This window comes from Paenibacillus sp. J22P165 (genome assembly GCF_059692015.1).
Genome location: NZ_JCAUAP010000016.1, coordinates 1 through 25738, shown reverse-complemented (window position 1 = coordinate 25738; position 25738 = coordinate 1). Strand labels below are relative to the sequence as shown.

Genomic DNA, 25738 nt, shown 5'->3' with positions numbered 1-25738 from the left:
ATGTCAGGAAACGCACTCAAATAAGCCAATAAAAGGAAAAATAAACTAAAAAAGAGCACTACCCATCGGGTCTGCTCTCTGCTTGAGATGCTATACAATGATTTTATATAATCTTTTTAAGCTTGGCCTCTTGTTCAATCGAACGCGCTGAGAGTAGCTCAATAATTCTATGTTGTTGTTCTTGAACATTTTCCAATCGTTTCACGATCTCATTCGTTTCTAGGACAGCTTGTTTAATTTGGGACTGTTCGAATTCAAGTTTATCAAGACGAGTGTCAATTCCATCTAGCCTCACAAGAACTGGTGATAATTCTGCCCTAAGTATAGCGGTAAGTGCGTCTTTCAAATCGTTATCCAACATATCGCTCTCCCTTCCTCTCATAAAACAGAACATATCTAGTAGTTATCATAACATAATTCCCTATGAATTAGCATCAGATGACATATACATATAATACCATAAAAATTACATTTGTAAAGTAAATATTCACATTTGTAAATTTAAAAATAAATAAAAAACCGCCCCGAAGGACGGCTTCTCTATATTAATGCTTAAGCTCTAACGCTTGTGCTTTCAAAGTCTCTGCTTTATCTGTACGCTCCCAAGGAACATCTAGATCATTACGACCGAAGTGACCGTAAGCCGCTGTTTGACGGTAGATAGGACGACGAAGATCAAGTTCTTTAATGATTCCCGCTGGGCGAAGGTCAAAGTTAGAGTGAATCAGCTCAACAAGCTTCTCTTCACTAACTTTAGCTGTACCGAACGTATCCACCGCGATGGAAACCGGACGAGCAACACCAATGGCGTAAGCCAATTGAACTTCACATTTCTCAGCAAGGCCAGCAGCTACGATGTTTTTCGCAACATAACGCGCCGCGTAAGCACCGGAACGGTCAACTTTCGTTGGATCTTTACCGGAGAATGCGCCGCCGCCATGACGAGCATAACCGCCGTACGTATCAACGATAATTTTACGACCAGTCAAACCAGCATCCCCTTGAGGTCCACCGATAACGAAACGGCCTGTTGGGTTAATGAAGTAGTTTGTATTCTCATCCAACAAGTGTGCTGGAACGATTGGAGCAATAACATGCTCTTTAATATCTTTTTGGATTTGCTCCAAAGTCGTGTTCTCATCATGCTGAGTGGAAACAACAATCGCATCTACACGAACTGGTTTATCATCAATGTATTCAACAGTTACTTGCGTTTTACCATCCGGACGAAGGTATGGAAGAGTGCCATTCTTACGAACTTCTGTTAAACGACGAGCCAATTGGTGAGAAATTGAGATCGGAAGAGGCATAAGCTCAGGTGTCTCATTAACTGCGAAACCGAACATCAAGCCTTGGTCACCAGCACCAATTGCTTCAATTTCTTCGTCAGACATGGAACCTTCTCTTGCTTCAAGGGCTCTGTCTACACCTTGTGCAATATCAGGAGATTGCTCGTTCAAAGAAACGAGAACCGCACATGTTTGGGAATCGAAACCGTATTTCGCGCGTGTGTAACCAATGTCTTTAATTGTTTGTCTAGCAATCGCTTGAATATCTACATATTCAGACTTTGAAGTGATTTCACCAATTACCAAAACCAAACCAGTTGCTACAGAAACCTCACATGCTACACGAGCATTCGGATCATTAGCAAGAAATGCATCCAAAACCGAGTCAGAAATTTGGTCACAAATTTTATCTGGATGACCTTCTGTTACGGATTCGGATGTAAATAAACGACGTCCACGAACTTGAGCCATATTATTCATCCTCCTACAGTACATTTAGTATGTTTGAAAAGCTTCTACTCGATGCCTCTATAATAAAAAATCGGGCCCGGCTTTAGCGGCAGCTTTTCACGCCAAACGGAATCCCTCTTTTGCGCTCATGCGCTGTAAAGATAATTGAATTCCGCAAAAAAAATGAACCTTTTCCGATTGGAAAAGGTTAAATGAAAGATTGACCTTCAATAAATTATCTTACTTCATTTGTCGTCTAGTGTCAATTCATCACAGCAATCTTTATAAAGGAAATAAATGCGTATTTCTTAGAGACTGAAGAGCGTTTCTTCGGCTCGTTGAATCAGACGCTGTGTAATACGTCCGCCAACGGCTCCGTTATCTCGGGATGTGATATGCCCCCAGGATTCTTTTCTCATGGGAGTTGCTTGTATAGAGCCTAATTCTGACGCAAACTCCGTATCCGCATTGAGCGCTGACATATGCTTGCCTACTGGCAAGCCTAATTCTGCTGCAATCTCATACTTTAGAATATCCAATGCCTTTTTCGATTCAGGTACCACTTTACTTCTAGCCATAACCAAACGCCTCCTCAGAGTTTAAGTGTGATCATGCACGCGGTAAGTAGTTGCTTTTCTCTACTGAGTACAATGATTAGTATGGCTAGAATCCCAAAGCCAACACGCATAAGAAGTTGTCAGTTTGGGTAAAATTATGGAGTAGACATTTATTGCGTCACCTTACTACCATCTGCATTCAAAATCAAATAGCTTCCGCGCACCATGACAAAAATGTCCGCCGTATTCTTCGGCGATGACTTTATACCTCGGCCCTCTGTCGGGAAAATCAAAAGATGATTCAGCGCGACTTCCGTCCCCGCTGCCAAATCCTTGCCTCCCGTTACATCCGGGATGCCGTTCTCATCGTTGCTCACGGCCAGCACCCTGCCGGTTCGCACGATAAACTCCGTGCCAGCGCCTGCGTACAAGGTTTGTCCATTTTCCAATTGGACAACCTTCATGCTCGCTGCTGCCGCCGGGGTAGTGCCACCGCCTCCGTTGCTCCCGCCAGCATTCGCTGCGATCGCGGAGGCCACGATCTCCTTCACCTTGGCTTCGCTTAAGGTGTTTTGTTCGAAGTAGCTTTGGGTGATTAGAGGGTCGGTTGTGCCTGGTGATGGGGCTTCGGCTTGGGAGGTGGGTACAATCATTATAACTAAAACCAAAATAGCGATTAAGCAGTGTAATAATTTATTTTTCAAAAAATAACCTCCAGTTTGTATTCTAATATGAATCAAAAACAGACCCTTTCGGGTCAATTTTTTAGATTTCTTGTTTGGTTATGCTTTCTATAAAAAAAGACCCCAGAAGGGGTCTTTCACTAGTAATTATTACTTAACAGCAGTTGTTACAGATTTGCCACTTGCAGAAGTTGCAGTTAGATCAAAGCTTGTAGCCGTACCACTGAAGTTACCAAATTGGTCGATAGAAACTGTTTGACCAGCAGGTACTCCGGATACGCTGAATGTTACACCCAACAGGTAGTTATACATTTTCGCATCATTCTTATCAGTACCATTGTTCTCATAAGTGATTCCATAGTTATCAGTAACTTTTAGCTTCATGATGTTAAAAGCATTCAAACCAGTAAGTGCACCAGTCAAATCATAAGATTTCTCAGCTTTGATTCCTGAAACAGAGATAGCATCACCTTTAACATTCACATTTACCGTAGCTACTTTTTGAACGTTTTTGTTATCCAAATAAGTAACATTTAGAGAAGCTGTACCAACCTTGTTACCAATTACATATCCTTTGTTGCTAACAACAGCAACTTGAGCAAATGCTGGGTTAGTTGTCGTTACGGATTGAATTGATGCAGGAATTGCTACTTTATTGCCGGCTGCATCAGTAGCAGCAATTTTGATTTCTCTTGCAAATTTACTTGTGTTAGCAACTTCTTGACCAGTCGTCGCAGCTGGAGCTATACCAACTCCAAGAGTTCCGTCTCCATAAGTTGCAGCAAGTACTGATGCATTATCAATTGCATTGAAAAGATCTACAACAGGGTTTACAGAGTAAGTCAAATCTGCAGTGTTACTGATTGCTTCAATTTTACGTGTAATAGAGCTGATTTCCGACTCTTTTACTCCAGTAGTTTTAATGATTTTTGCAGTAAATTCTGCGAAAGCACCATCAGCAGTTTTTGTAGCATATGTGAAGCTATGCTCATCATCAAACGCAGTAACAACATTAGTTCCATTTGGCAATCCGCTGATAAGAGCTCCACCAAGTGTATTAGAAGTTACTTCTACTCTATATGAACTACCAGCTGGATCAACAGAACCATTTTGATTTACAGTCTTGAATGCCTCAAGTTTTTTGCCATATTGATCAAATACACTGATTTCGAATGCACTTGTAGCACCAAGTACAATTTTCTTAGCAGAATCAGTTACTACATTAAAACGCTCTGGTACACGTGCATCAGAAACAGTATAAGTTTTTGTAGCGTTGCTGCTAACATTTGGTTCAGCAATATACGCTGTTACAGAAACTACTGTTCTAGCAGTATTAGGAATGTTTGCAATATAGACTTTACCTTTATTTTCCCCAGATTCAACGATGTTTGCAGTACCAGTGGATGAACTCACATGGACGCGACCAAGGTTTTGAGCACTAACCACATCATCTGCGCTAAGTGCAACGCCATTAGCATCATAAACATTTAATGGAATATATGCATCTGTATCACCAGCTGCAATAACGTTATCCAAATCACCAATCTCTACTTTTGTTGCAACTTTAGCAGACTTCACATTTACTTTACCAGTTGATGAACCAGCTTGATTATATACTGTGAAAGTATATTCTCCTGCTTTATCAACATTTTTCAACATTACAATCTTAACTTCAGTGATATCATCGTTGTTGAAGTCACCTACTTCATAATCAAGACTTGGCTCATAACTGTTGAAGATCAAGCGAATATTTGTTTTGTTATCAACAGCTGGGTCATAACCAAGAATGTTGCCGTATTGATCGTAATTAATAACGTCATACGTAACTACTTCTCCAGTCCCATTTATAGAAGTAGAGCCATTGGAGTATTTAGCTGCGCCAAGTTCCATCTTAGTGATAAAAGGAATAGTCCCTACTTTGAAATTCTTGGAAGCAGATACACCAGAATCAGTTTGAACGATGTTCACCGGAACAACATCAATGTTTGTTTGGTAACCAGTGGACAAATCAAGAGTTAATAACAACTCACCAGCATCATTCTTTTTAAGCGTACCTTCGCTACCTGTTTTACCAGCATATAATGTATAAGAGCCAGATGAGAACGAAGCATTTTCACCGTATTGGTTAGTTGCTTTGATTCTAACAATGGATTTGTCGCTCATTGCTAATGTGTCATTAACATTTACAAATTCGATTTTAGCTACTTTTTCATTAACAGCTGAGAAGTCTGTGGATGCTTTCTCAATTGCAGCTGCATCAAGACCACCAAGAGTCACTGTGTAAGTACCTTCAGAAACTTTAACATCCGTCAAAGTTAGTACTGCAGATTTCTTATCATCAGCAAATTTTGCAGTTGTAGCAACAGCAATACTTCCTTTTTTAACCGAAAGTGTTGCTTTAGCTGTGTCAACCACTTTGTTGAACTTAACTTCTACTGTCTTAACGCCAGTAGCTTTAGCTTCAGTCAAGGATACTTTACCTTGTGCACTAAATGCTACGTCAGCAGCGTATGAACCTACAACAAGATCAGCACGAGTTGCAGCTTTAGCACCATCAGTACCTAAGTCAACTCCGTTAGCTTTAGCAACATCTAGGTAACCTTGGTACCAAGGAGTAGTTGTTTTAACGTCTGCACCTTTTTTGAAGCCTTTAACAAGCAATGTAGCAAGTTGACCCAATGTTACGTTGTCTTTTGGAGCAAATGTAGTGTCAGTCATTCCATCGATAATGCCAGCTTTTTTAGCTGCTTCGATGAAAGGAATTGCCCATGCTTGGGAAGCATCAGTTCCATCAACATCTTTGAAAGAAGAAGTTGTTTCAGTACCAACTGTTAGACCGAAGATTTTTGCAACAAGCTTAGCTGCTTCTGCACGAGTCATGTTACCTTCGATGTCGAATGCAGTTTCGGATTTACCATCCATGAAACCTTTCGCAAGCAATGCATCGATTTTAGCAAGCAACGCTGCATCTTTACCTTCAAGATCTTTAAAGTCTTTGGAAGTTTTAACTGTTGCTTGTGTAGTTACAGCCGTTGGAGTTGTTTCAGCAGCCATTGCTACCGATGCAAACATGGAGAATGCTAGTGTTGCTGTTGCGATTACTTTTAAACTTTTTTTCATAACCTTTTTTTCTCCTCCTTGAATATCGTGAGTTTTATTTTTTAAGTTTGTTTGTTCTTTATTCCAGCTCGATTTACTCATCTTATTGTTCACCCCCTCTCCAGAGTTAGAGCATAATATAACTAAGGTTCGCTTGCAGCTCTCAGGCCACATTTGAAACTAGTAAACTGTAATGAAATAAATAGGAACCTAGACCAATTTACATTATACATTGATCACTCTGGATCGTAAAGAACTATTTTCGATGAATTATCCAATGTATAACTTTTCTTTCATTGGGTGTTTCAAAGTATTAAACGCAGCAGTTTCAAAAAAGTTGCGATATACTTTTAAAAAAATTTAAATTCATCATTTTTCTTTTTCACTTTTACAACAATGATTCCTCCTAGTTCAAAGTATTCTGTTGTAAAAACCATTTAAGACTTATAATCTCTTCATCTCTTGTGTAGCTTCGCGTCTATCACCTCGGCTACAAACTTAGTATACGATACTCTATACAACATTTCATTGTTAAGTATTTTCCAGATGTATGACTAGCTCTGCATCTTACTTGTTGTAGGTGTATCTACCAAGTTTAATTTATATTTGTAAAAGAGATATGTACTGAAACAAATTTGAAACTTAAGATCAGCTTAAAGGTTGCTGAATTTCAACTATAGAAGCTCCTTGAATATAGAAAAAGAGACTCATTGCCTTTTCGGCGCTAAGTCTCTTTTTCATTAATTTGAGCATCAACCCTGAGAATTAAGAGCATAACGAAGCTACTTATTAAGGAACCATCTTCTGCTGCTTCATTACACGGTATCCGATTATGGAAGCTTGTGCACGTGTAAGCAACTCAGTTGGATCGAAACGTACTGTTTCTTTCTTCTCTCCAGGAAGCAAAGCATTCGGGATACCTTCGATCAGTCCCGCTTTAGACACAGCTTCAACAGCAGGTCTGGAATAGGACTCAATTCTGTCGCCATCCGTAAATGCTTTTTGCAGTGTAAGTAGGGATTTATTAAGATCAGTGCTCATTTTCATTTCAGCCGCCCTAGCGATCATGACAGCAGCGTCTTGACGCGTAATAGATCCGCCTGGGTTAAATCGGTTGCTGGCTTGTCCACGAATGATACCCGCTCTCGCGGCTGTCTCTACATACTTATAGTCGTACAGCATACCTATCGCGTTATCAATTTTGAGAACATCCGAGAATGTAGAGCTACCCGCGTAGTTCAATGGAAGTTTAAAGATCTTAACCAATACTTGAGCAAACTCTCCACGTGTAATGTAATCATTTGGGCCAAAGGAGAACGTAGTCTTCGCTCTCATTAAACCTTTGGAATACAGTGTCTCCAGCTCATTTCTTGCAAATGAGTGCCCAGTCATATCATCAAAGCTGCGATCCATATACATAACTTGATAGTAGCCGAACTTACGGAATGGCACTGTGATCGTGTTGTTTTTGGTATCAACGACGCCTCCTAGATTCCTCCAGCCATAGTCAGTCGTATTGGAGTAATTCGCATAAATATCATAGAAGAATACAGTGATGTACTTTCCAGCATCTTGACGAATAGATGGATCAAACGCCAGTGTTAATTCCCCATCTTGTGTAGGTACAACGAGCTCATCATTTAGACGGTTAAAATAAGCTCTTCCTGAGTTCGTAGTGTCATACGGATCTACACCAGTGCCGTTAAGACCCTTAGTTAAATCATCAGGTGTTGTTGTAGTTGTATTCGGAGCTGGAATGAAACCTGCATCCATATAGTAGAGATTACTTGCTGGATGGAAGGTATCTTCTACAACTTTGACACTGATTTTGGATTTATAATAACCATTCGGTACAGGAAACAATGCTTTATCTACTCGTCCATCATCTGTATCTGCAATACCAAACAAGATCTTCCGACCTGTTGTAATATACTGATTGTTGTTGCTATCTGGTACATTTCTCATTAACTTAGTGTCTTTAGGGAAAGATAGCTCTAGTCCACTATTAAAGAGTTTAAACTTACTACTCATATTTTGAAGCGTAGCTGCACCCTGAACATTGGTATTGGTATTGAAGAGAATGAAACTACCATTTACTTTAGTGCCATTACGATTAATAGTAAATTTAATTTGATTTGCGCCAGGCTTCAAATTAGTTACTTGATATAAATATTGATCCACGGAATTCACTGTACGTTTGGTTGCTACATTTTTATCGAAGAGAACACTATCTGCATTCTCAGCTTCAATAATGATGTTATAAAAATCACTATTGATGTTAGATTGTAACTCCCCTTTAGGGTTCTTGATCAATAGAGGTTGAACAACTGTGTAAGGAACGTTCTGCCTTGTAATCGTAATAGACTTCGTTGCTGTAATATTGGAATTATTAGTGATTCTAAACTCAAATACAACATCTGAGTCATCTAGCAATTTAAAAGCTGTTGTTTTAAAATTTGTATCGCTAATTGATGTGAAATAATTGATGCCAGCTGAAGTCACTATTTTTGAGTTTAACGTTTCGTCAATTACAGCAATTGAGCTGGAACTACCAATCGTTTGCTGATGAACTAACGCATCTCCTTTGGCATCTTTCGTATGCACAACCAAGGTTAAAGCTTTAATTGGAGATGCTAATCCATTAGCATTTAAACTAGAATATAAACCGTCAAATGATACAGTACGCTGTGTAGTTGTGTAAGTATCAGGATCGCTGTTCGCAATAAATTGAGTGCCTGATGTACCATTTTCCACTGGTTTAATAGTTGTAAATTGAGGAGCATCTGTTGAGAATAAATAGATGTCATACGACTGTTCCGTAATAAATACGTTATTGACGTAAATTTTGAACTTTAACGTATTTTTGCCTTCAACCATAACCTTTGTCAGATCAGCATTAAATAAATTTAAAGGTAACGTGAAGGTGTTTAATGTCCCTGGAACCGCTGGAGTTGTAGGAGTTTCTGGTACTGGAGGCACTTTACCGAATATAGCCTCTGCTGTTCCAGAATCAAGAGTATATACAGTTTCATTCATAGACACTTCCACTTTATTAACTTTTGCTGGATCTTGATAGAAATTAACAAGTCTACCTGAAATACATGCTTGTGTACCTCCGCATGTTAAATTGGTAATGCTCTTAATCGTCATGCTGTTAGAAATATTATTAACTAGCACATAGGGAGCGTTGCTTATGTTTAACTTATAATCAACTGTGCTATACCTCGTTAATCCACCAGCGTCACTATAGAGTTCAATGCTTAATTTCTTGTTGCCATCAGTTATACCTTGAAGTTTAAGATCATACTTGATTAACTGGGTTGCGGCGTCCAATGTCCCTACAATTGGATTTGAATTAGGGTAATAAACGCCGTCAACCAAAGCCTTGATTGAAAGTGTTTTGTTATTTGCGTATACATGAATGTCTGCAGGAAGCTCGTTTACTAGTGTTGCATCGGTTAGGCTAAGTTCATTTTCAATTGTACCATTACTTATGGTTGATCTATCAATGTATGGATGATTCGGATCTACATATTTAAATTTATATTCAGTGATAGCTGGGTTTAGGCTGTTGGTAACATCCCTAAATTTAAATGTTAGAAGTTGCTCATTTGCGGCAACAGAAGTAATTGTAGGTATTTGAATTTTTAAATCTTTCACCAAATATTCATTGCTACGAGTCAATGAATTGTTAGTAGCTGCAGAGTAGGTAACTCCTGATACTGTTGTCGTTGGTACGTCAGCTCCGCCTAAATCAAATGTTACAATTGTAGAGCCATTAAGTAGGACATCTACAAAGGGGTATCGTAATGACGTTGCTGTTTCCAAATCGCTTTTCACACTAGCTGTAAAAGTCAATGCACTAGTTTGGAATGTTGGAATCGTAATTAAGTCTTTTTGAGGTAATGTCGCTGCTGTATCCTGTATTTTCCCATTAAAAGCAAACGGCTGACCGTTATCGTACCAAAGTTTCTTAACAGCTTGATATTTATTCGTATCGTTACTTGCGATAAAGCTAATGATGTTGTCACCTGGATTCAAACAGAAGCTGGTAACAGATGCACACGTTGAAGACGATCTATTCTTGTCATCCCCAGTGAAATAGAAATAACCATCATTACTTTTGAAGCCTTGTTTAGGCAGACTATCGCCTGTTAATGTAGCTTGAACAGCACTAGCGTTGGAAGCTTTTGTTTTAATTTGAATACCGGTTGTCCCTGCTTTCAGAGGACCACGATCAATCGGATAAATCTTTCCTTCTTCCAGTTGAGCGTTATTGACCGTGATATCGGATAAATTGGTCGTTGGCGCATAATATAACCAACCTGGTGCAGAAGCAATTGCATTAGAATCGCCCAGATAAACGACAACTTTATTTAAGCCTTCTGCTAACTGGATATTATCGAATTTCACAAGATTCGTTCCAGTAATAACTGCTTTATTATTCTTTTCTGTTGTCACAGCACCTGAGTTAATATTCGTAATTTCGAAATAGATGGATGGAATCTGTGAATCAGTCACATTTGTTGTTTCTACATTTAATGTAAAAGGTAGTTGCGTGATACGTGTAACCAAGTTGTTATCCTTTGGCTTGGCTAATGATGTGCCGGCATTATCCGTCTCGGTGTAAAGATTTTTAATAACAAGCGTCGAAGCTGCGCTCGCAGTCATCGCAGGCATTAAACTAATCATTAAAGTCATGATTAATACGATACTTGCCCATTTCGTATGAATTTTTTTCAAAACAAGTTCCTCCTTATGTTATAAAAATGTTGTTATCATCAGTTAGGCTTATCCTTATAACTCTATGTACTTCTAACTTTCGACAATCCCTCCCATATTCTTCTATCATTCCACAAAATTAGACGCGGCTGACCGACAAAAGTTACTGTACATTACTTATCGGTAGATTTAGCCCAAATGTTTAGAGAAAGAATAACAACTGATAAATTTTTCCTGAAAAACAAGAAAAACCCAGCCGCAAGGGCTGGGTCAAATGAATTAAATAATATTATTTACCTACACGATCACTCTGCACTTGTTTACCAACTAACTTTTGCAAGAAGTTGATCACAGGCTTACGGCTTTTGCTAATAATACCAATCGCTTCTGCTCCGACAAGCATCACGAGGAACAGTGCTACAATGATCATGATAAGTCCCCACGTAGAATCTTGGGAAATGAATACCGAGCACACAACCGCGCTACCACCGAATATAGCAGCAATTCCATAGATGATCAGAACGCTTGTACGATGGCTGAAGCCCATTTGCAATAAGCAGTGATGCAAGTGGCTTTTGTCTGGCGCCGAGATGGGCAGTTTATTCACATAACGACGAAGCATGGCGAAGAACGTATCAGATAAGGGCACACCTAGAATCATAATCGGAATTAAGAGTGAAACGACGGCCGCTTGCTTAAAGCCGAGAATCGAAAGTGTTGCAAGGGCGAAGCCCAGGAACAAGGCGCCGGAGTCGCCCATAAAAATTTTAGCCGGATGGAAGTTAAAGAACATGAAGCCTGAAATACTTCCTAGCAAAATCACACAAAGAAGAATTACAGTCACATTACCCATCATTAGGGCAAGAATGAGAATCGTTGTTGTGGCGATACCGGAAACACCTGCTGATAAGCCATCAAGACCATCGATCAAGTTAATCGCGTTCGATACACCGACAATCCATAATATTGTAATCGGGATACTCAACCAGCCGATAGGCAAATTCGTTTCTCCGAAAGGGATGTTAACCAAATCTATCTTAAGACCAAAGGAAACAACGATACAGGCAGCAATAAGCTGTCCTAAAAGCTTCCATTTCGGTGATAGTTGAAAGCGATCATCGAGAGCACCTGTGACAACAATCACAAAGCCTCCGAGCAGAAGTCCAAAAGCAGCATCCGAATTCACGGCATCAAGTGCTGGAGAGACGACGAAATAAGCTCCGACGAACGCAAGGAATATCGCTAATCCTCCTAGACGCGGCATAATTCGCGTATGAACCTTCCGATGGTTGGGGGCATCAACAGCTCCTACCCAGAAGGCAAATTTTTTGACCAGGGGTGTCAGCAACAACGCCATAACGCACGCAGCAATAAACCCTATCGCATATAATCCATACATGTCTTCTTCACAGCTCCTCTTGTCATGGGTGGCAGGCTAGGGACCGCCGAAATGAATTATACTCCCATTCCGTCACAAATACTACTGCTAAATTCATCTGAAATGACCGTTTTCAGCCAATTTCCAAAGATATTTTCATCATTTTGTGACGTTCTCTTTGTCGCGCATCACTTTCACTGCGAATTTCGGGAGTAGAAGCATTCTCTTATAGCGCCAAGGCTCCTGAAGCAGGCGGTAGAACCATTCTAAACGTAATTTTTGAAAAATTACGGGTGCTCGTTTTAGCTTGCCCGAAAGCACATCGAAACTTCCGCCGACTCCCATCATCACCGGCACACCCAGTTGTTGTTTGTATTTTCCGATCCAAGGCTCTTGATTAGCTGCAGCCCTACCAACCAGAAGCAGATCTGGCGCAGCCTCTTTAATAGCTTGAATCACTTGAGCATCCTCAGCATCACCGAAGTACCCATCACGAACGCCAACAAGCTTGACCTTCGGGTATGTGGAGCGAATTTTGTCCGCCGCAGCTTGAATCACTTCATTAGAAGCACCAAGAAGGTAAACCTTCCAATCTTTCTTTTCCCCAACCTTCATAAGTTCATGAATTAGATCGTAGCCGGGCACTCTTTCTGCGACTGGTTGGCCGACGCGAGCGGCAGCCCACACGACACCCGTTCCATCAGGAACGATTAGCTCTGCTTGCTGCATCATCTTCAGATAGGAAGGGTCATCCTGCGCGGCCATAACCATAATAGGATTAGCGGTAATGACCTGATGCGGCTGCTTTACCTCTATAACCTTCGATAAGTAATCTACGGTTTGTTTCATGCTCATTTTGGAAATAGGCACACCGTAGATTCGCACTTTCGGTACGGCCTGTAGTGAAGCCAGCGCTGCTGGCTGATTTGTAACAGAAGTCGAGCTCATGATATCTCTTCCTTATTATTGACGTTATAGGTTGCAATTTGGTTGCTAGTTGGTGGAATGTGGCTAGAAAACGGAAAATGCCCATTATAGCAAAAGCAGCAAACTTCCATTCCGCTACGTATGTAGGAAGCTACCTATTTCCTTTTGTAAAAGGAAATGATCCGCTGTGCGGGCAGCTGCGCTTGCGCCTTCAGCTGCTCAATGGCGGCGCGGCTTGACGCCGCCCACTGCTCGCGAGCATCGAGGAGGCCTAGCGCCTCCTCCGTAAACCCCTGTGCATCGAAGCGAGTTGTCGATGCGGCAGCTTTCATACCAAGCCTATGGAGGAACTGGTCGATCTTCGGATCGTACGAGATTCCCACCATAGGCACGAACTGCGAGGCTGCATAAATCAAAGAATGCAGCCTCATCCCGATCAGCAGGTCGCACGCCGCGACCTGCGCAAGCATATCCTGCGGATGCGTGATGCCACGCACCATCTCCGCACGACCACCGTGATCGCCCAAGCGATCGATCACGAACTGCGACGCCACCTCATCCGAGGGGAGGTGGAAGGGCAAGAACCGCAGCTGCACATCCGTGCGTGCTGCGAGCAGCTCTTGCAGGGACCGCGCGAGAGCTTCCAGCTCCGAGCGGTCCTCGTTCCAGAAGCGGACGGACACGCCGATCGTCCGCACCGCACTAGCACCACCGGGCACGCCACCACTAGGCGCGTCTGCACCACCATCCCGGAGGGGCAAGCCCATCACCGGGTCGGGCACAACCGTGATGCCCTCCCGCGGGAGGCGCATCCGCCCCAACAGATCCGCAGACTCCGTGTCGCGGACTGTCACCAACGCGCAGCGCTTAAACACGCTGCGGATCCAGCCAAAGAACATCGGCCGGCTCACCGGCCCGATGCCTTGCGAATAAACAAACGTTGGCTTCCCGAGCCATTGCGCTATTTTCAATACTGCTAAATAATACGGAATCGTCTTCGAGCTTGTTGCATCCTGCAAGAGACTACCGCCCCCGCTGATTAAGCCGTCCGATTCGCGCAGCGCCTTCAACAATGAGCCTGGCTTCATTCGATGGTACGCCTTTACTCCGTACATTTGCGAGGTTTTCTCTGGATTAGCCGAAAGCACGATAGGCTCAATCTGAATGCCCTGCGCCTGACCTTGCTCCTGCAAAGCGAACAAGATTGACTGCAGCACAGCCTCATCCCCGCTATTATCGAAACCGTAGTAGCCGGATAACGCTATTTTGACAATTGGGGCTGTGCCCATCGTTTCCACATCCTTGATAGAATTTCCCAAGCTGCAATGAGAACTAGCCCGATGATTGCACCTAGCACAAGTCCGTAAAAGATACGGATCAAGGAAATGTGCAGCGGTGTGTGCAAGTGAGCAAAGGTATCCACCAAGGAAAGCTGACCAACGACACCGATGAAGAGTAAGTACACCGCATGACGATAACGAACGGACAAGTAAGCACCCAATACGAAGATCGGATGAGCCACTAAGAATTCTTTCGTCCGTGGGCGTACGCCTAATGTATTTTCCAAGAAAGAACGGAATAACTTCTCGATAGAAGAAGCTTGTCCTTCATTCCCCGTACGAGATAGGTAATAGAAAACAGCAGCAAGACCTACGCCTGCAATAACAATCCACAATACACTTATATAGGAAGAAAGTAATTTTCGAATATTCGCGACCTTTTCCTTATACGTATTATTCTCACTAAAGAATAAGAGATACAGACCAACTATGGCAATTGGTAGCAAATGCAGCATCCCTACCCCTCTGAACTGCTGCAGCACCAAGGAGTATGTTACATGATTAAGCAATGCTACAACATAAACAATACCGATACAGGAAACGAGCGAAGTTCGCAGCAGTTGCCATAACCCGTAGGCTAATCCTGATTTCCACTTTGCAGCAGCGCCCGATCGTACAGATCGTATAGCTAGCATGACCGCAACACTAGGCGCGCTAATCGATGTCGCCAATGCAAGTCCTTGCGCGTACATATTCGCTGAAAGTGTATGTAATGCCACAAGGCCAAGCAAACCAAGAACGAAGAAAACAATCGTCAATTCAGGTAAAAAGAATGAAATCATCCATACAATCAAGCTTAGTCCACCTATCAGCAAGAAGAAACGAGCAATTTTCTGCCAACCTGTTGTATGTACATCGAATGCCTCAGCTTGTCCTAAAGTAAAACCTACCTCTTGGATACGAGGGATCGCGCCATCTGGCCCCTGCAAAGCTGCATAATAAGACGAAAGCGGGTCAACTAGCTTCCCTTTATCTAAACTTTTCACTGGCTTGGCATTCAGAAACACCATGCGGATATTTCGGTCTTTTACAGCCAAAACAAGTCGATCTGAAACCCCTTGCACACGATCCGCAAGCTCAGATTTTTTCAATGGTTCTGTCAGTTTCTCGCCATCCTTCTCAGTAAAAGAGTGTAGGCGCACAACATTATAATTCGTTTGTTTTGCTAGCGTACTGAAACCTTTTTGCGGCTCCTTCAACAACTCAATCGCTGCAAGTCCAATCCCGTTCTTATTGAGCAAATCCGCCATTTTATTCAGATTTACTTCCGTATTCTCTTCCGTGTATCCGGGGACTTCATTCCCGTCCACGATGATTCGCTTCACACCAAGATCATGGAACTTCTTCAACATGACATCCATTTCATTCGTGTTGAATGGTCTACGATTCGCTAACCGCACGACGACTTGGAAACCTTGATCCTTCAGCATTTGCAGCGTGATCGGGTCTGGATCCATCGCCTTGATGGAGGCATCATCTAAACTCATTTGAATGATGAGACCATTACGGTTTTTGAAGCTCCACGGCTTTACACCCACCTTAAGGTCTGCGAATGTTTTTTGGATTAGCGGCTCTAGCTTCTGCTGCGTCTGGCTATCCGCGAATAACACATACGTGTAGTTCTCACTAGGATCGCCTAGTGTTTGAGTCAGCATGGCCGCGTCACGGGAGCTGTACATCTCAATGCGACGGCTCTCCTTGAACTCACCTAATGTACTTTCATAAACAGCCATCGAGCTTATGCCCGCGGCTTTCATGTTCTTCAACTCCGTGTTCACAAAGTTCTGTGGGTTCGTCTGCACATCGGAGATATCCAATAAATCACGATAGTCAAAAACAAATTCCACTTGATTCGCCGACGTTTCCGTTTGGTGACGTGTATAAGCTAGCGGCAAAGAACACAGCATCCCCAAAATCACGATCCACCACAAAATATTTCTTAACGGGTTATTCCAGGTTTGATACAAGTTCACCAGTTCGTCCACTCCTTAGAGCATGTACTTTTTTAGTTACTTTCCAATGCCGTATACATTCGAAAACCTCTCCGCCCCCAAGCACGGGAAAACCGCCCAATACATGGTAGAATTCACATCCAGCCATCCATTAGACGATCTATCCCTCATTTAGGTTCTGAAGAGGTTTTGTACACCTATTGCACTATCCGTCTACACGATTAAGTACGTATTGAATAATACCGTCTAGCTGCTGCGCAGCCTCAGGCCCTGTTGCCGCTTGAACTGCGAAATAGAATTTAATCTTCGGCTCTGTACCGGACGGACGCAAACAGAACCACGAACCATCTTCTAGTTTGAACTTCAGCACATTCTCACGAGGTAAGCCTTGAATCCCTTGTGCATAGTCCTCTACGGCAATGACACGTGTGCCACTAATCTCAGACGGCGGATTGGTTCTCCAAGCTTCCACCATGCGGCCAATTTGTTCCACGCCGTCTTTGCCTTTGAGTGTTCTTGATTCCAGTTTTTCCAAAAAGAAACCAAAGGATTCGTATAGCTCCTGCAGCACCTCATAAAGGGTCTTGCCTTGCTTCTTATAATAAGCCGCTGCTTCCGCGATTAACATGGCTGCAATGACCGCATCCTTGTCTCTTGCGTAGCTGCCAGCCAGGTAGCCGTAGCTCTCTTCATAGCCGAACAGATACGTATACTCACCCGTTTGTTCGAATTGCGACATTTTTTCGCCAATATATTTAAAGCCGGTTAAGGTATTCAGTGTTGGAATGCCGTAATGGTTCGCTATAACCGCACCCATTTCGCTAGTTACAATCGTCTTGATCACAACGCCGTTCGCAGGGAGTGTTCCACGCTCTTTCATGCTCCCTAATAAATAATTCACAATAATGGCGCCGGATTGATTACCCGTTAACACGACATAATCACCGTTCGTATCCTTCACAACAGCGCCCATACGGTCAGCATCCGGATCGGTTCCGATGATAATATCGGCATTCCAATCCTTCGCTTGTGCAATCGCTAGCATGAATGCTTCGCGCTCTTCTGGATTCGGCGATTTTACCGTGGAGAACTGTGCATCCGGTAGTTCTTGCTCAGCAACAACACGCACCTGCTCGAACCCTACAGCTTTCAAAACCTCACGAACAGGTACATTTCCTGCTCCGTGCAATGGCGTGAAAATCACACGGAAATCATCGCTGATCTCTTTAATGACGTCTGGATTTTGACTAACAGCCGTTACAGCTTGGATGTAAGCTTGATCAACTTCTTCACCTAACCAAGCTAGCAACCCTTGCGCTTCCGCTTCTTGTTGAGACAGCTTCTTTACTTTATCGAAGGAATCAATGCTCTGTACGTGAGCAATAACTTGCTCTGCAAACTCAGGAACCAACTGCCCGCCGTCTGCACCGTATACTTTATACCCATTGTATTCAGGCGGATTGTGACTCGCTGTGACCACAACGCCCGCTGTTGCACCTAAGTATCTGACAGCAAAAGATAGCTGCGGTGTCGCGTGCAACGTCTGGAACAAATAAGCCTTGATCCCGTTACCTGCAAAAACTAGCGCAGATTCCAGAGCAAACTCAGGTGACATATGGCGGGAATCATACGCTAGAACGATAGCCGGATTAGCCGCGCCTGTTCCGTTTACATATTGCGCCAAGCCTTGGCTAGCACGACCCACGGTGTATACATTGATACGATTGGTACCCGCGCCAATGACCCCACGCAGACCGCCTGTCCCAAATTCAAGATCTTTATAAAAGCGATCCTCAATTTCTCTCTCATCATCTTGGATAGCTTGAAGTTCTTTCTTCGTTTGCTCATCAACAGCAGGGTCTTGGAGCCATAATTGATACTCTGTTTGTACACGCGTCATCGTCGTAGGTTCATCTCCTTTATATGTATGGGCTATTTATTAGCAAGGGCGAACATAAGCTCACCTTCGACTACCACTTTGTCACCAACTTTAGCCACAGCTTGACCTTTGACAATGGTTCCTTTTACTCGTGTGATTGTCATTTCTAATGTTAGTGTATCGCCTGGGACAACCTGTTGACGCCAACGAATCCCGTCTGCACCTGCGAACAGGCCGATTTTGCCTTTATATTCAGGCATGGACAATACGGCTACAGCACCAACTTGTGCTAAAGCTTCAACAATCAAAACCCCCGGCATCACCGGATAACCAGGAAAGTGTCCTGCGAAGAAAGGTTCATTGATCGTCACATTTTTGATACCTACAGCTCTAACTCCTTCTTCTACTTCCAAAATACGGTCAACCAGTAGAAAAGGCGGGCGGTGGGGTATGATCTCTTGAATTTGATTAATATCTAGCATCTTGCGTTCGTGCTCCTTTCGAATACTTGTATAAAATACAAGGGAATTACTTACAATAGGGAGGTCCCTTCATGTCCTGCAGAAGTGAAGGTTCATATAAGGGGAGCTTATGTAACGGTCTGTATAACAGACCCCTACATAGGCTCTTTTTTCGTTTCGTTATTTCGCTCGTTCTCCTCGATTTAATAGGAGGAACTGGAAAATGTAGATAAAGGATGTTAAGAAGGAGACCCCAATGACATACCATAAATACGTGATGGCGAAGGTGAATTCAAACACAATAAAGAGGATGGCGAAATAGTAGAGCACCGTCGTCAGCTTCCCCATAACGTTCGCTGGAACGGTCAGTTTGCCTCGAAAATGAAAGAAGGCGGAGCCAATAATCATGCCTGCGTCACGGATGAACATGGCCACTGCTGCCTGCCAAGGAATCATCTCTGAAATGAGGAGAGAGAGGATGACCGCAATCATCATGCATTTATCTGCTAGCGGGTCTAGCATGACACCCATGGGAGTGATCATCTTGCGCGTTCTAGCGATATAGCCATCTAAAATATCCGTCAATCCGGCTACAAGCAAAATGATGAAGGAGGTTCGGATGTGGCCATTTAAAAAAAGCAAGAGATACACGGGGATTAGTACAAACCTGCTAATCGTGAGCATGTTCGGTATATTCAAGGTACTCCTCCTGCGCTAAGTATCCGATCCGAAATTTCAATATTTGGTAGATCAAGTCTGATGAAGTCTGTACTCATTATAACGCTGCTCGCACACAAAATAAACCATTAACCGCCCTTCTTGGACGGATGGGTTTATTTCAACATAATACGCACTTATTAAATGGATCTATACCTGTATTAGTGAAAAGAAAACTCCCAAGCGGGAGTTCAATTAATTAGCAAAAACGAGATCGTATAAATGCCGCCAAGTGCTGATATGTAAAATTTCTGATGAAGGTTGTTGTCCCAGCTTCGTGTAGCCCACCCATAAACCAATATAGATCGCTAGAAGAGCTAGAACGGGAACGCGAATGATTTTGAAAATAAGCCATAGGATCTTCTGCCATTTCGGCCTTGGCTTCTTCTTAACTGGAGCAGGCTTATCTGTCATCGAGCCTATCCCTTCCTTTCTACGATCAAGCGCGTAAATTGTTAGCCATGTTCATCATCTGATCAGAGGATGTGATGGCCCGGGAATTCAGCTGCAACGCGCGTTGTACGACAACCAAGTCCGTCATTTCATCCGAGAGTGTCACATTGGATTGCTCTAGGAAGCCCTGCAATAAGCTAACACGAGTCGCCTGGGTTGCCGCCACGCCATTCACATCTTGCAGGATATTAGCCTTCTCAGCCGCCGTAATCCCTGTTGGAAGCGTGTAAAGATTATCTCCTACATCTTGAAGGAGCTGTGGTCTCACGACCCGTACAAGCTTGATTTGACCTATTGTCACAGGTGCTGCTGTTGGATCCTGTTCATTATAGCCTTGAATTGTGCCATCTTTCTCAACGACTGGTCGTATACCTGATGGGACATTAATCGGGCTGCCATTGATATCTGCAACATAATGGCCCTCTTTCGTCGTAAGGACCGTCCCGCCCTGCCCATCTGGCGTTAAGCTGAATGCCCCGTTACGTGTCCAAGCCGGTTGGAACACTTGATTGCCGTTCTCGTCCACTTTACTGACAGCAACTTCAAACAAGCCATCGCCTTGAATGGCGAAATCCGTTGGAAGACCCGTCGACTGGATCGGCCCTTGTGCCAAATTCGTCTGAATTTGCACGAGCCTTGATCCCCATCCTTGGTTAAAACCAAGGGGTGAGAAGCGGCCTTGTTGGCGGAACCCCTCAGGCTGTGCTTGAACGTTCGTCAACACATCCTCAAAGGAAGCTTCTTTCTTCTTAAAGCCATTCGTATTTATATTAGCTATGTTATTGGAGAGAATATCCAGCTTTTGTTGTAAGCTATGCATGGATACCGATGAGTTGATCATGGAATTGTTCATGGTTGGCCCCTTCTCAAGCTAGATTTAGACGCGTCCTACTTCATTTGCTGCTTTGTCCATACTTTTATCATAGGATTGAATGACCTTCTGATTGGCTTCATAGGCACGCAATGCAGACATCATATCGACCATCGATTGTGCGGAATCCACGTTCGAACGCTCGACAAAGCCTTGGCGCACTTCAACTTGGTCGCCCGGCGCTACTTGCGTGATCGTCGCTTCATCCCCCGGATTAATACGTAGCAACCCGTTCCCCTCGCGGAGCAAGAGATTCGGATTCTCTGCACGTGAAAGCATTAAACCAACCGGTGCCCCAGCGGCATCCAGTATGGGACGACCGTCGCTGTCCAAGAACTCACCCTTAGCCGTTACTTTAAAATTGACAATCGGTTGCCCAGTTCCATCCAACAAGACCAAGGGTTGTCCATCTCTGCCCAGCACTTGTTCACCATTGCCGTTAACAAGTTGACCTGCTGTATCGACAGTGAACTTCCCGTTTAACGAGTAACGCTGTTCACCATTCCCGTTCAGCACCGTAAATAAGGCTTGAGGTTGAAACGTACGCTCCCCATCCTCATTCACGTACTTCCCTGTGGCATCAAAGGTCACTCCAGGCAATTGAATGTTCGACACAAGCGCAAAGTCGTATGGATTGCGTGTTTCCTGTAGATCACCTTGCGTATGAACGGAGATACTCTCCTCAGAAAACACGCCTAAACTCATCTTCCCAAGCGGCGCTGGAGAGGCACCTTGTCCACCGCGAATCGTAGAAATAAGCATTTCTGGAAACGAACGCGACAAGGCATTCCCCTGCTTAAAGCCTGGGGAATTCAAGTTCGCAATATTATTCGTTATGGTATCGTGTCTGCGTTGTTCAGAAATCATTCCTGCCGCCGCGGTATAAAGTCCTCTTAACATTTAGTCACCTCTTGGATAGTGTAATTGATTAAAATTTTCGTTTGGTTACTTTATCTAAATTATCGAGCATAATCCCCGTGCCTTTAACAACACAAGACATTGGATCTTCTGCGATAAGTACAGGCACTTTCAATTCATCAGCAAGCAATTGATCAAGTCCATGCAACAAGGCACCGCCACCTGTCAGAATAACGCCACGATCAATAATATCGGCAGATAACTCTGGCGGTGTCCGCTCAAGAACGCTCTTCGCTGCTGTAACGATCGAGGAAACCGGATCCCATAGTGCTTCCTGTACCTCGCTGGAGTGGATCGTAATCGTCAATGGAAGTCCAGAAACCATATCTCTTCCGCGAATATCCATCTCTTGATCTCGCCCATGTGGATATACCGTTCCAATTTTCAGCTTAATGTCTTCGCTTGTCCGTTCACCGATCAACAGCTTGTACTTATTTTTGATATACTTCATGATCGCTATATCGAACTTGTCCCCAGCGATCTTGATGGAAGAGGAGGTGACGATGTCGCCCATGGATAATACGGCAACATCCGTCGTCCCTCCGCCAATATCTACAACCATGTTACCGCTAGGCTGGAAGATGTCCATGCCGGCACCAATTGCTGCTGCCTTCGGTTCTTCTTCCATGAATACCTCTCGGGCACCGCTGCGCTCAGCCGCTTCACGAATTGCTTTCTGCTCAACCGAGGTAATGTTGGTAGGGGCGCAGATCAGTATTCTCGGATGAGAATACCAATTCTTGCCCCCGATTTTTGCAATAAAGTGCTTCAACATCATTTCCGTAATATCAAAATCCGCGATAACACCATCCTTAAGAGGACGAATCGCAATAATGTTACCAGGTGTTCTACCTACCATGCGGAAGGCTTCTTCTCCAACAGCCAACACGCGTTTCGTATCGCTTTCAATCGCAACTACGGATGGCTCATCAAGCACAACTCCGCGACCTTTTACATGAATAAGCACATTTGCCGTGCCGAGATCTATTCCAATATCCTTGCTGAACATTTCTAATTAATCCTCCCTAAACCTACCGTCCATCCCGTGAAGAATCGGCGCTCTGATATACAGTTCTAATTATAAGCTAAATTCGCTATAAATGCATGTTTTCCTCTTTTTCCGTGAAATTTCGACACGCCCAGTTAAAGGAAACACAGGAAACATCTCGGGATGAAGGGTATCTTAGGACTTAACCGTAACAAGGACTTCGGAAAGTTTAGGATTACGGGTCTTCCGATATTTGATTTTCGTCGCTTCTCCTCCCCTAAGGTGCCGGATGGACTTGTGATACTCCAAGATGTGTTTCACCTGATTGGCCAGGTCTGGGTTGATTTCCGGTAATCTTTCCGTCAAATCCTTATGCACCGTGCTTTTGGAAACGCCGAATTCCTTAGCAATGGTGCGAACCGTATTCTTGGTCTCGACGATACAGGTACCAATCTTAATGGTTCGCTCTTTGATGTAATCGTGCACTCCCCTCGCCTCCCTACTCGAGATAGTTTGGTAAAGTATATGAGGGGCATGACTAGATATTCTACGTAACCAAGCCTGACAAGCTCATTTCCCATATTTATTTTCAAAATAATTAAAGAAAATCAGCTTTAGGTGCCCAAACTGGCCAAATGTGCAAAAAAAATATGAAAAAGCAGCAGGAATTTCCCGCTGCCTTTCACTTATGTAGGCCTTAGCCTCTGTATCGATATGCTTGAAGTTCGGCTTACTGTTTCACATTCAAGAGGGTTTCTGGGTTAACGGCTGCATTGTCGCTAACTTGACGCACTTCAAAGTGTAAGTGTACGCCATCTTCCTTCTCGAAGTCGTTGCTGCCAGCTTTGGCGATGACATCGCCTTTTTTCACTTCTGCACCCTTCGTTACCTTCACATCAGATAAGCTTTGGTAAATACTGATCAAACCATTGCTGTGTGTGATTTCAACCAGCTTACCCACAACAGGGCTTTGCTCAACAGCCGTAACTTTACCACCAAGTGCCGCTAGCACATCAAATGCTGCGCCATCTTTAGCTTTCAAGTCAATTGCCGTGTGCGGTGTAAGTTGATCGAGGTATTCGATCATAGCTGCTGTCTTCACTTCATTGGATGCATTCGTGTCGTAGTAAGGAATTGCTACTTCGACAGCTGCTCTGTCTTTTACAGGCCATTGCATCGCTTCAGTAGTCCCGTTAACCGCGACAGCCCCATCATGTGGTGCTTTCGGATTATCGGTTTGTTCATTGCTGCTAACCTCAATACCCAGTTCATCTTGGCTGACTGTTTTCGTTCCTGCTCCCTGGTACACCCACATTAAGGTTAAGATAATTGCTGCTGCTGCCACATACGTCGCTGGGAATACCCATTTTTTAGCAAGCAATTTCTTCCATGCAGATGTTGAACCTTGTGCTCCTTGAACAGTTTTAGGAGCTTCTTCTTTCTGAAAACCTTTGTTATTATCACTCATGGTTATCACCTCATCAACCATTCTTGACACATTCCAAGGTTTTATACTTCCAGAAAGATATTTTTATAGAAACGATAAAAGTTTAAGATTTATGGAGAATCGTAGCCGCATTTTCGATAGAGATGCCCGTATAATAGTAGGTTACGATCTCTTCCGCGGTCTTCCCTTCCTTCGCCATCCCGTTGGCCCCCCACTGACTGAGGCCTACACCGTGGCCATATCCGTACGTGGTGAAGGTGATTTGAGAGCCTGCCCATTTCCAAGCAAATTGAGAGGATGCTAGGCCTAGCTTCTCTCTCACCTCGCGTCCTGTGAAAACCTTGCCGCCTATCGTTATACTTTTTATCCGATGACCAGTAGACCAAGCTAGCACCTTCATACCCTTCGCGCTCGCATCTGTGGTGGAAATACTAGGCACACCTAACTTCTGAAGCATAGTCTTGTAGTTAATCGTAACACTCTCTTTATAGCGTGAAGAGAGATTGATATCCCATGGGCTAGGCACACTGCGTAGATAGGGGGTTTTGAAAGGCCAATATTCCTCCGAATTCTCGGTATATCCATTACTTGTTGAGAAAAACGTCGCGTTGATGGGTTCATGTCCATACGTAAGTATTTTATCCTTCGTTTCGCTGACTGCTCTATCGATTTTGGCTATATTCGCTTCATACTTAGACTTGTCCCACTTCTCTCGAAGCTCTTGATCTGTCAGATAGGCTTGATGGGCAACCGTATCTGTCACAAGTGCATCATCGACTGGCATATTGCTATAGTCCTTCTCTATGACTCTGCGCACGACATAGGTTCTCGCTGCCATCGCTTGCGCCTTGAGTGCCTCCAGCTCGAAATCAACTGGCATTTCGGCCGCTAGCACCCCTCTTACATATTGCTCTAGTGGGACGGTTTGTACGGTCGCCTGTTTCGTTAAATACACAGGAATCATCAACCCTTGATCAGCGTTTGTTACTTGCGTTTCTGTGCCTCCGATAGGGGCAGGGGGCCAAACTTCACCATTCGGAATCTTCTTGACTAGCAATCCAGGCACGATGATAGTGACACACAACATAGAAGATAAGCAAACAGCCATCCACAGGATGACTCCTTTTTTGATCACGCGTTTCTTTTTGAACATATGTCTGAACAGCCTCCATAAGCGCGTTTACTAGCAGCAAGTTTAGTATGTCTTAGTTTATGAGAGGGGTTGCTAGAATAGAACTCGAAAGAGACTGTGGAGAATTGGATTTAGAGTTGAGATATAGGAGAAGTGGATAAACGCGTGCAGAATCTACTACGCCTGAGCCTATATCAGCGCACGCTAGAACGTGCAAATACATGTGCCCCTTAGTTTCTAATTAACTGGAAAACATCCATCTATTATCGCCAAATATGCCTAGAAACGCTGATTAGCTGGAAAAACTACAGTTACATTTACTTAAATCGGCCATATCAACGAAAACTCGTGAAATTAGCTGTAGAATGCTCTTCTGTCAATAAAGTGGACGTCACTAAGTTAAGCCACCTGCTGGTAGTATAGCTGCTCAAATTGAGCGGGAGATATGTAACCAATTGTGCTATTCGACCTTGTT

General features: G+C 43.5%; 20 protein-coding genes. All 20 read right to left on the bottom strand.

The features are described 5' to 3' along the window. Nucleotides 1-103: 103 nt before the first annotated feature. A complete protein-coding gene (locus AC58QM_RS30430; RefSeq protein WP_497288510.1) occupies nt 104-361 on the bottom strand; it encodes a hypothetical protein in 258 nt (85 codons plus the stop codon). A 184-nt stretch (nt 362-545) separates the two neighbouring features. Beyond that, nucleotides 546-1760 (bottom strand): methionine adenosyltransferase, encoded by a 1215-nt coding sequence (gene metK / locus AC58QM_RS30425; RefSeq protein ID WP_497288509.1) that lies wholly within the window; start codon nt 1758-1760, stop codon nt 546-548. A gap of 287 nt (nt 1761-2047) precedes the next feature. Then, nucleotides 2048-2317, bottom strand: coding sequence for an alpha/beta-type small acid-soluble spore protein (locus AC58QM_RS30420; protein ID WP_497288508.1), 270 nt, complete (start codon nt 2315-2317; stop codon nt 2048-2050). 149 nt (nt 2318-2466) lie between these two features. Next, a complete protein-coding gene (locus AC58QM_RS30415; RefSeq protein ID WP_497288507.1) occupies nt 2467-3000 on the bottom strand; it encodes a hypothetical protein in 534 nt (177 codons plus the stop codon). Between the two features lie 129 nt (nt 3001-3129). Continuing rightward, nucleotides 3130-6180: an S-layer homology domain-containing protein gene (locus AC58QM_RS30410; RefSeq protein WP_497288506.1), complete on the bottom strand. Its 3051-nt coding sequence runs from the start codon at nt 6178-6180 to the stop codon at nt 3130-3132. A 687-nt stretch (nt 6181-6867) separates the two neighbouring features. Beyond that, entirely contained in the window at nt 6868-10821 is a 3954-nt protein-coding gene (locus tag AC58QM_RS30405; protein ID WP_497288505.1) for an S-layer homology domain-containing protein, read from the bottom strand. 268 nt (nt 10822-11089) lie between these two features. Beyond that, nucleotides 11090-12199: a glycosyltransferase family 4 protein gene (locus AC58QM_RS30400; RefSeq protein ID WP_173117249.1), complete on the bottom strand. Its 1110-nt coding sequence runs from the start codon at nt 12197-12199 to the stop codon at nt 11090-11092. Between the two features lie 138 nt (nt 12200-12337). Continuing rightward, entirely contained in the window at nt 12338-13126 is a 789-nt protein-coding gene (locus AC58QM_RS30395) for a WecB/TagA/CpsF family glycosyltransferase (protein WP_310501089.1), read from the bottom strand. Nucleotides 13127-13260: 134 nt separating this feature from the next. Continuing rightward, complete coding sequence (csaB, locus tag AC58QM_RS30390; protein WP_497288504.1) at nt 13261-14394, bottom strand: polysaccharide pyruvyl transferase CsaB; 1134 nt, start codon at nt 14392-14394, stop codon at nt 13261-13263. Then, nucleotides 14367-16418 (bottom strand): DUF5693 family protein, encoded by a 2052-nt coding sequence (locus tag AC58QM_RS30385; RefSeq protein WP_497288503.1) that lies wholly within the window; start codon nt 16416-16418, stop codon nt 14367-14369. The genes csaB and AC58QM_RS30385 overlap by 28 nt, the downstream gene beginning before the upstream one ends. Nucleotides 16419-16602: 184 nt before the next feature. Next, nucleotides 16603-18297, bottom strand: a complete 1695-nt coding sequence (locus tag AC58QM_RS30380; protein WP_497288502.1) for a phospho-sugar mutase — start codon at nt 18295-18297, stop codon at nt 16603-16605. Nucleotides 18298-18329: 32 nt separating this feature from the next. Then, nucleotides 18330-18758, bottom strand: a complete 429-nt coding sequence (fabZ, locus tag AC58QM_RS30375) for a 3-hydroxyacyl-ACP dehydratase FabZ (RefSeq protein ID WP_029195635.1) — start codon at nt 18756-18758, stop codon at nt 18330-18332. 159 nt (nt 18759-18917) lie between these two features. After that, nucleotides 18918-19436, bottom strand: a complete 519-nt coding sequence (locus AC58QM_RS30370; protein WP_497288501.1) for a CDP-alcohol phosphatidyltransferase family protein — start codon at nt 19434-19436, stop codon at nt 18918-18920. 213 nt (nt 19437-19649) lie between these two features. After that, the gene (locus AC58QM_RS30365) at nt 19650-19868 is read right to left on the bottom strand and encodes a DNA-directed RNA polymerase subunit beta (RefSeq protein ID WP_310501094.1); all 219 of its coding nucleotides are present in this window, start codon (nt 19866-19868) and stop codon (nt 19650-19652) included. 25 nt (nt 19869-19893) lie between these two features. Next, the gene (locus tag AC58QM_RS30360) at nt 19894-20760 is read right to left on the bottom strand and encodes a flagellar hook-basal body protein (RefSeq protein ID WP_497288500.1); all 867 of its coding nucleotides are present in this window, start codon (nt 20758-20760) and stop codon (nt 19894-19896) included. Between the two features lie 24 nt (nt 20761-20784). Then, nucleotides 20785-21678 (bottom strand): flagellar hook-basal body protein, encoded by an 894-nt coding sequence (locus tag AC58QM_RS30355; protein WP_497288499.1) that lies wholly within the window; start codon nt 21676-21678, stop codon nt 20785-20787. Between the two features lie 28 nt (nt 21679-21706). Further along, the gene (locus AC58QM_RS30350) at nt 21707-22705 is read right to left on the bottom strand and encodes a rod shape-determining protein (RefSeq protein ID WP_310501097.1); all 999 of its coding nucleotides are present in this window, start codon (nt 22703-22705) and stop codon (nt 21707-21709) included. Nucleotides 22706-22879: 174 nt separating this feature from the next. Beyond that, complete coding sequence (gene spoIIID, locus AC58QM_RS30345) at nt 22880-23170, bottom strand: sporulation transcriptional regulator SpoIIID (protein ID WP_057313422.1); 291 nt, start codon at nt 23168-23170, stop codon at nt 22880-22882. 244 nt (nt 23171-23414) lie between these two features. Next, nucleotides 23415-24152 carry a peptidoglycan DD-metalloendopeptidase family protein gene (locus tag AC58QM_RS30340; protein WP_497288498.1) on the bottom strand — a complete coding sequence of 246 codons (738 nt, stop codon included), beginning with the start codon at nt 24150-24152 and terminating at the stop codon, nt 23415-23417. 82 nt (nt 24153-24234) lie between these two features. Beyond that, nucleotides 24235-25284 (bottom strand): stage II sporulation protein D, encoded by a 1050-nt coding sequence (gene spoIID / locus AC58QM_RS30335; protein WP_497288497.1) that lies wholly within the window; start codon nt 25282-25284, stop codon nt 24235-24237. Nucleotides 25285-25738 lie beyond the last annotated feature (454 nt).

Coding starts and splice junctions, on each gene's coding strand:
- metK (WP_497288509.1), bottom strand. CDS start 1,760: ATGGCTCAAGTTCGTGGACGTCGTTTATTTACATCCGAATCCGTAACA.
- fabZ (WP_029195635.1), bottom strand. CDS start 18,758: ATGCTAGATATTAATCAAATTCAAGAGATCATACCCCACCGCCCGCCT.
- csaB (WP_497288504.1), bottom strand. CDS start 14,394: ATGGGCACAGCCCCAATTGTCAAAATAGCGTTATCCGGCTACTACGGT.
- spoIID (WP_497288497.1), bottom strand. CDS start 25,284: ATGTTCAAAAAGAAACGCGTGATCAAAAAAGGAGTCATCCTGTGGATG.
- AC58QM_RS30380 (WP_497288502.1), bottom strand. CDS start 18,297: ATGACGCGTGTACAAACAGAGTATCAATTATGGCTCCAAGACCCTGCT.
- AC58QM_RS30365 (WP_310501094.1), bottom strand. CDS start 19,868: ATGACAGATAAGCCTGCTCCAGTTAAGAAGAAGCCAAGGCCGAAATGG.
- AC58QM_RS30395 (WP_310501089.1), bottom strand. CDS start 13,126: ATGAGCTCGACTTCTGTTACAAATCAGCCAGCAGCGCTGGCTTCACTA.
- AC58QM_RS30350 (WP_310501097.1), bottom strand. CDS start 22,705: ATGTTCAGCAAGGATATTGGAATAGATCTCGGCACGGCAAATGTGCTT.
- AC58QM_RS30360 (WP_497288500.1), bottom strand. CDS start 20,760: ATGAACAATTCCATGATCAACTCATCGGTATCCATGCATAGCTTACAA.
- AC58QM_RS30340 (WP_497288498.1), bottom strand. CDS start 24,152: ATGAGTGATAATAACAAAGGTTTTCAGAAAGAAGAAGCTCCTAAAACT.
- AC58QM_RS30355 (WP_497288499.1), bottom strand. CDS start 21,678: ATGTTAAGAGGACTTTATACCGCGGCGGCAGGAATGATTTCTGAACAA.
- AC58QM_RS30400 (WP_173117249.1), bottom strand. CDS start 12,199: ATGTATGGATTATATGCGATAGGGTTTATTGCTGCGTGCGTTATGGCG.
- AC58QM_RS30420 (WP_497288508.1), bottom strand. CDS start 2,317: ATGGCTAGAAGTAAAGTGGTACCTGAATCGAAAAAGGCATTGGATATT.
- AC58QM_RS30430 (WP_497288510.1), bottom strand. CDS start 361: ATGTTGGATAACGATTTGAAAGACGCACTTACCGCTATACTTAGGGCA.
- AC58QM_RS30410 (WP_497288506.1), bottom strand. CDS start 6,180: ATGAGTAAATCGAGCTGGAATAAAGAACAAACAAACTTAAAAAATAAA.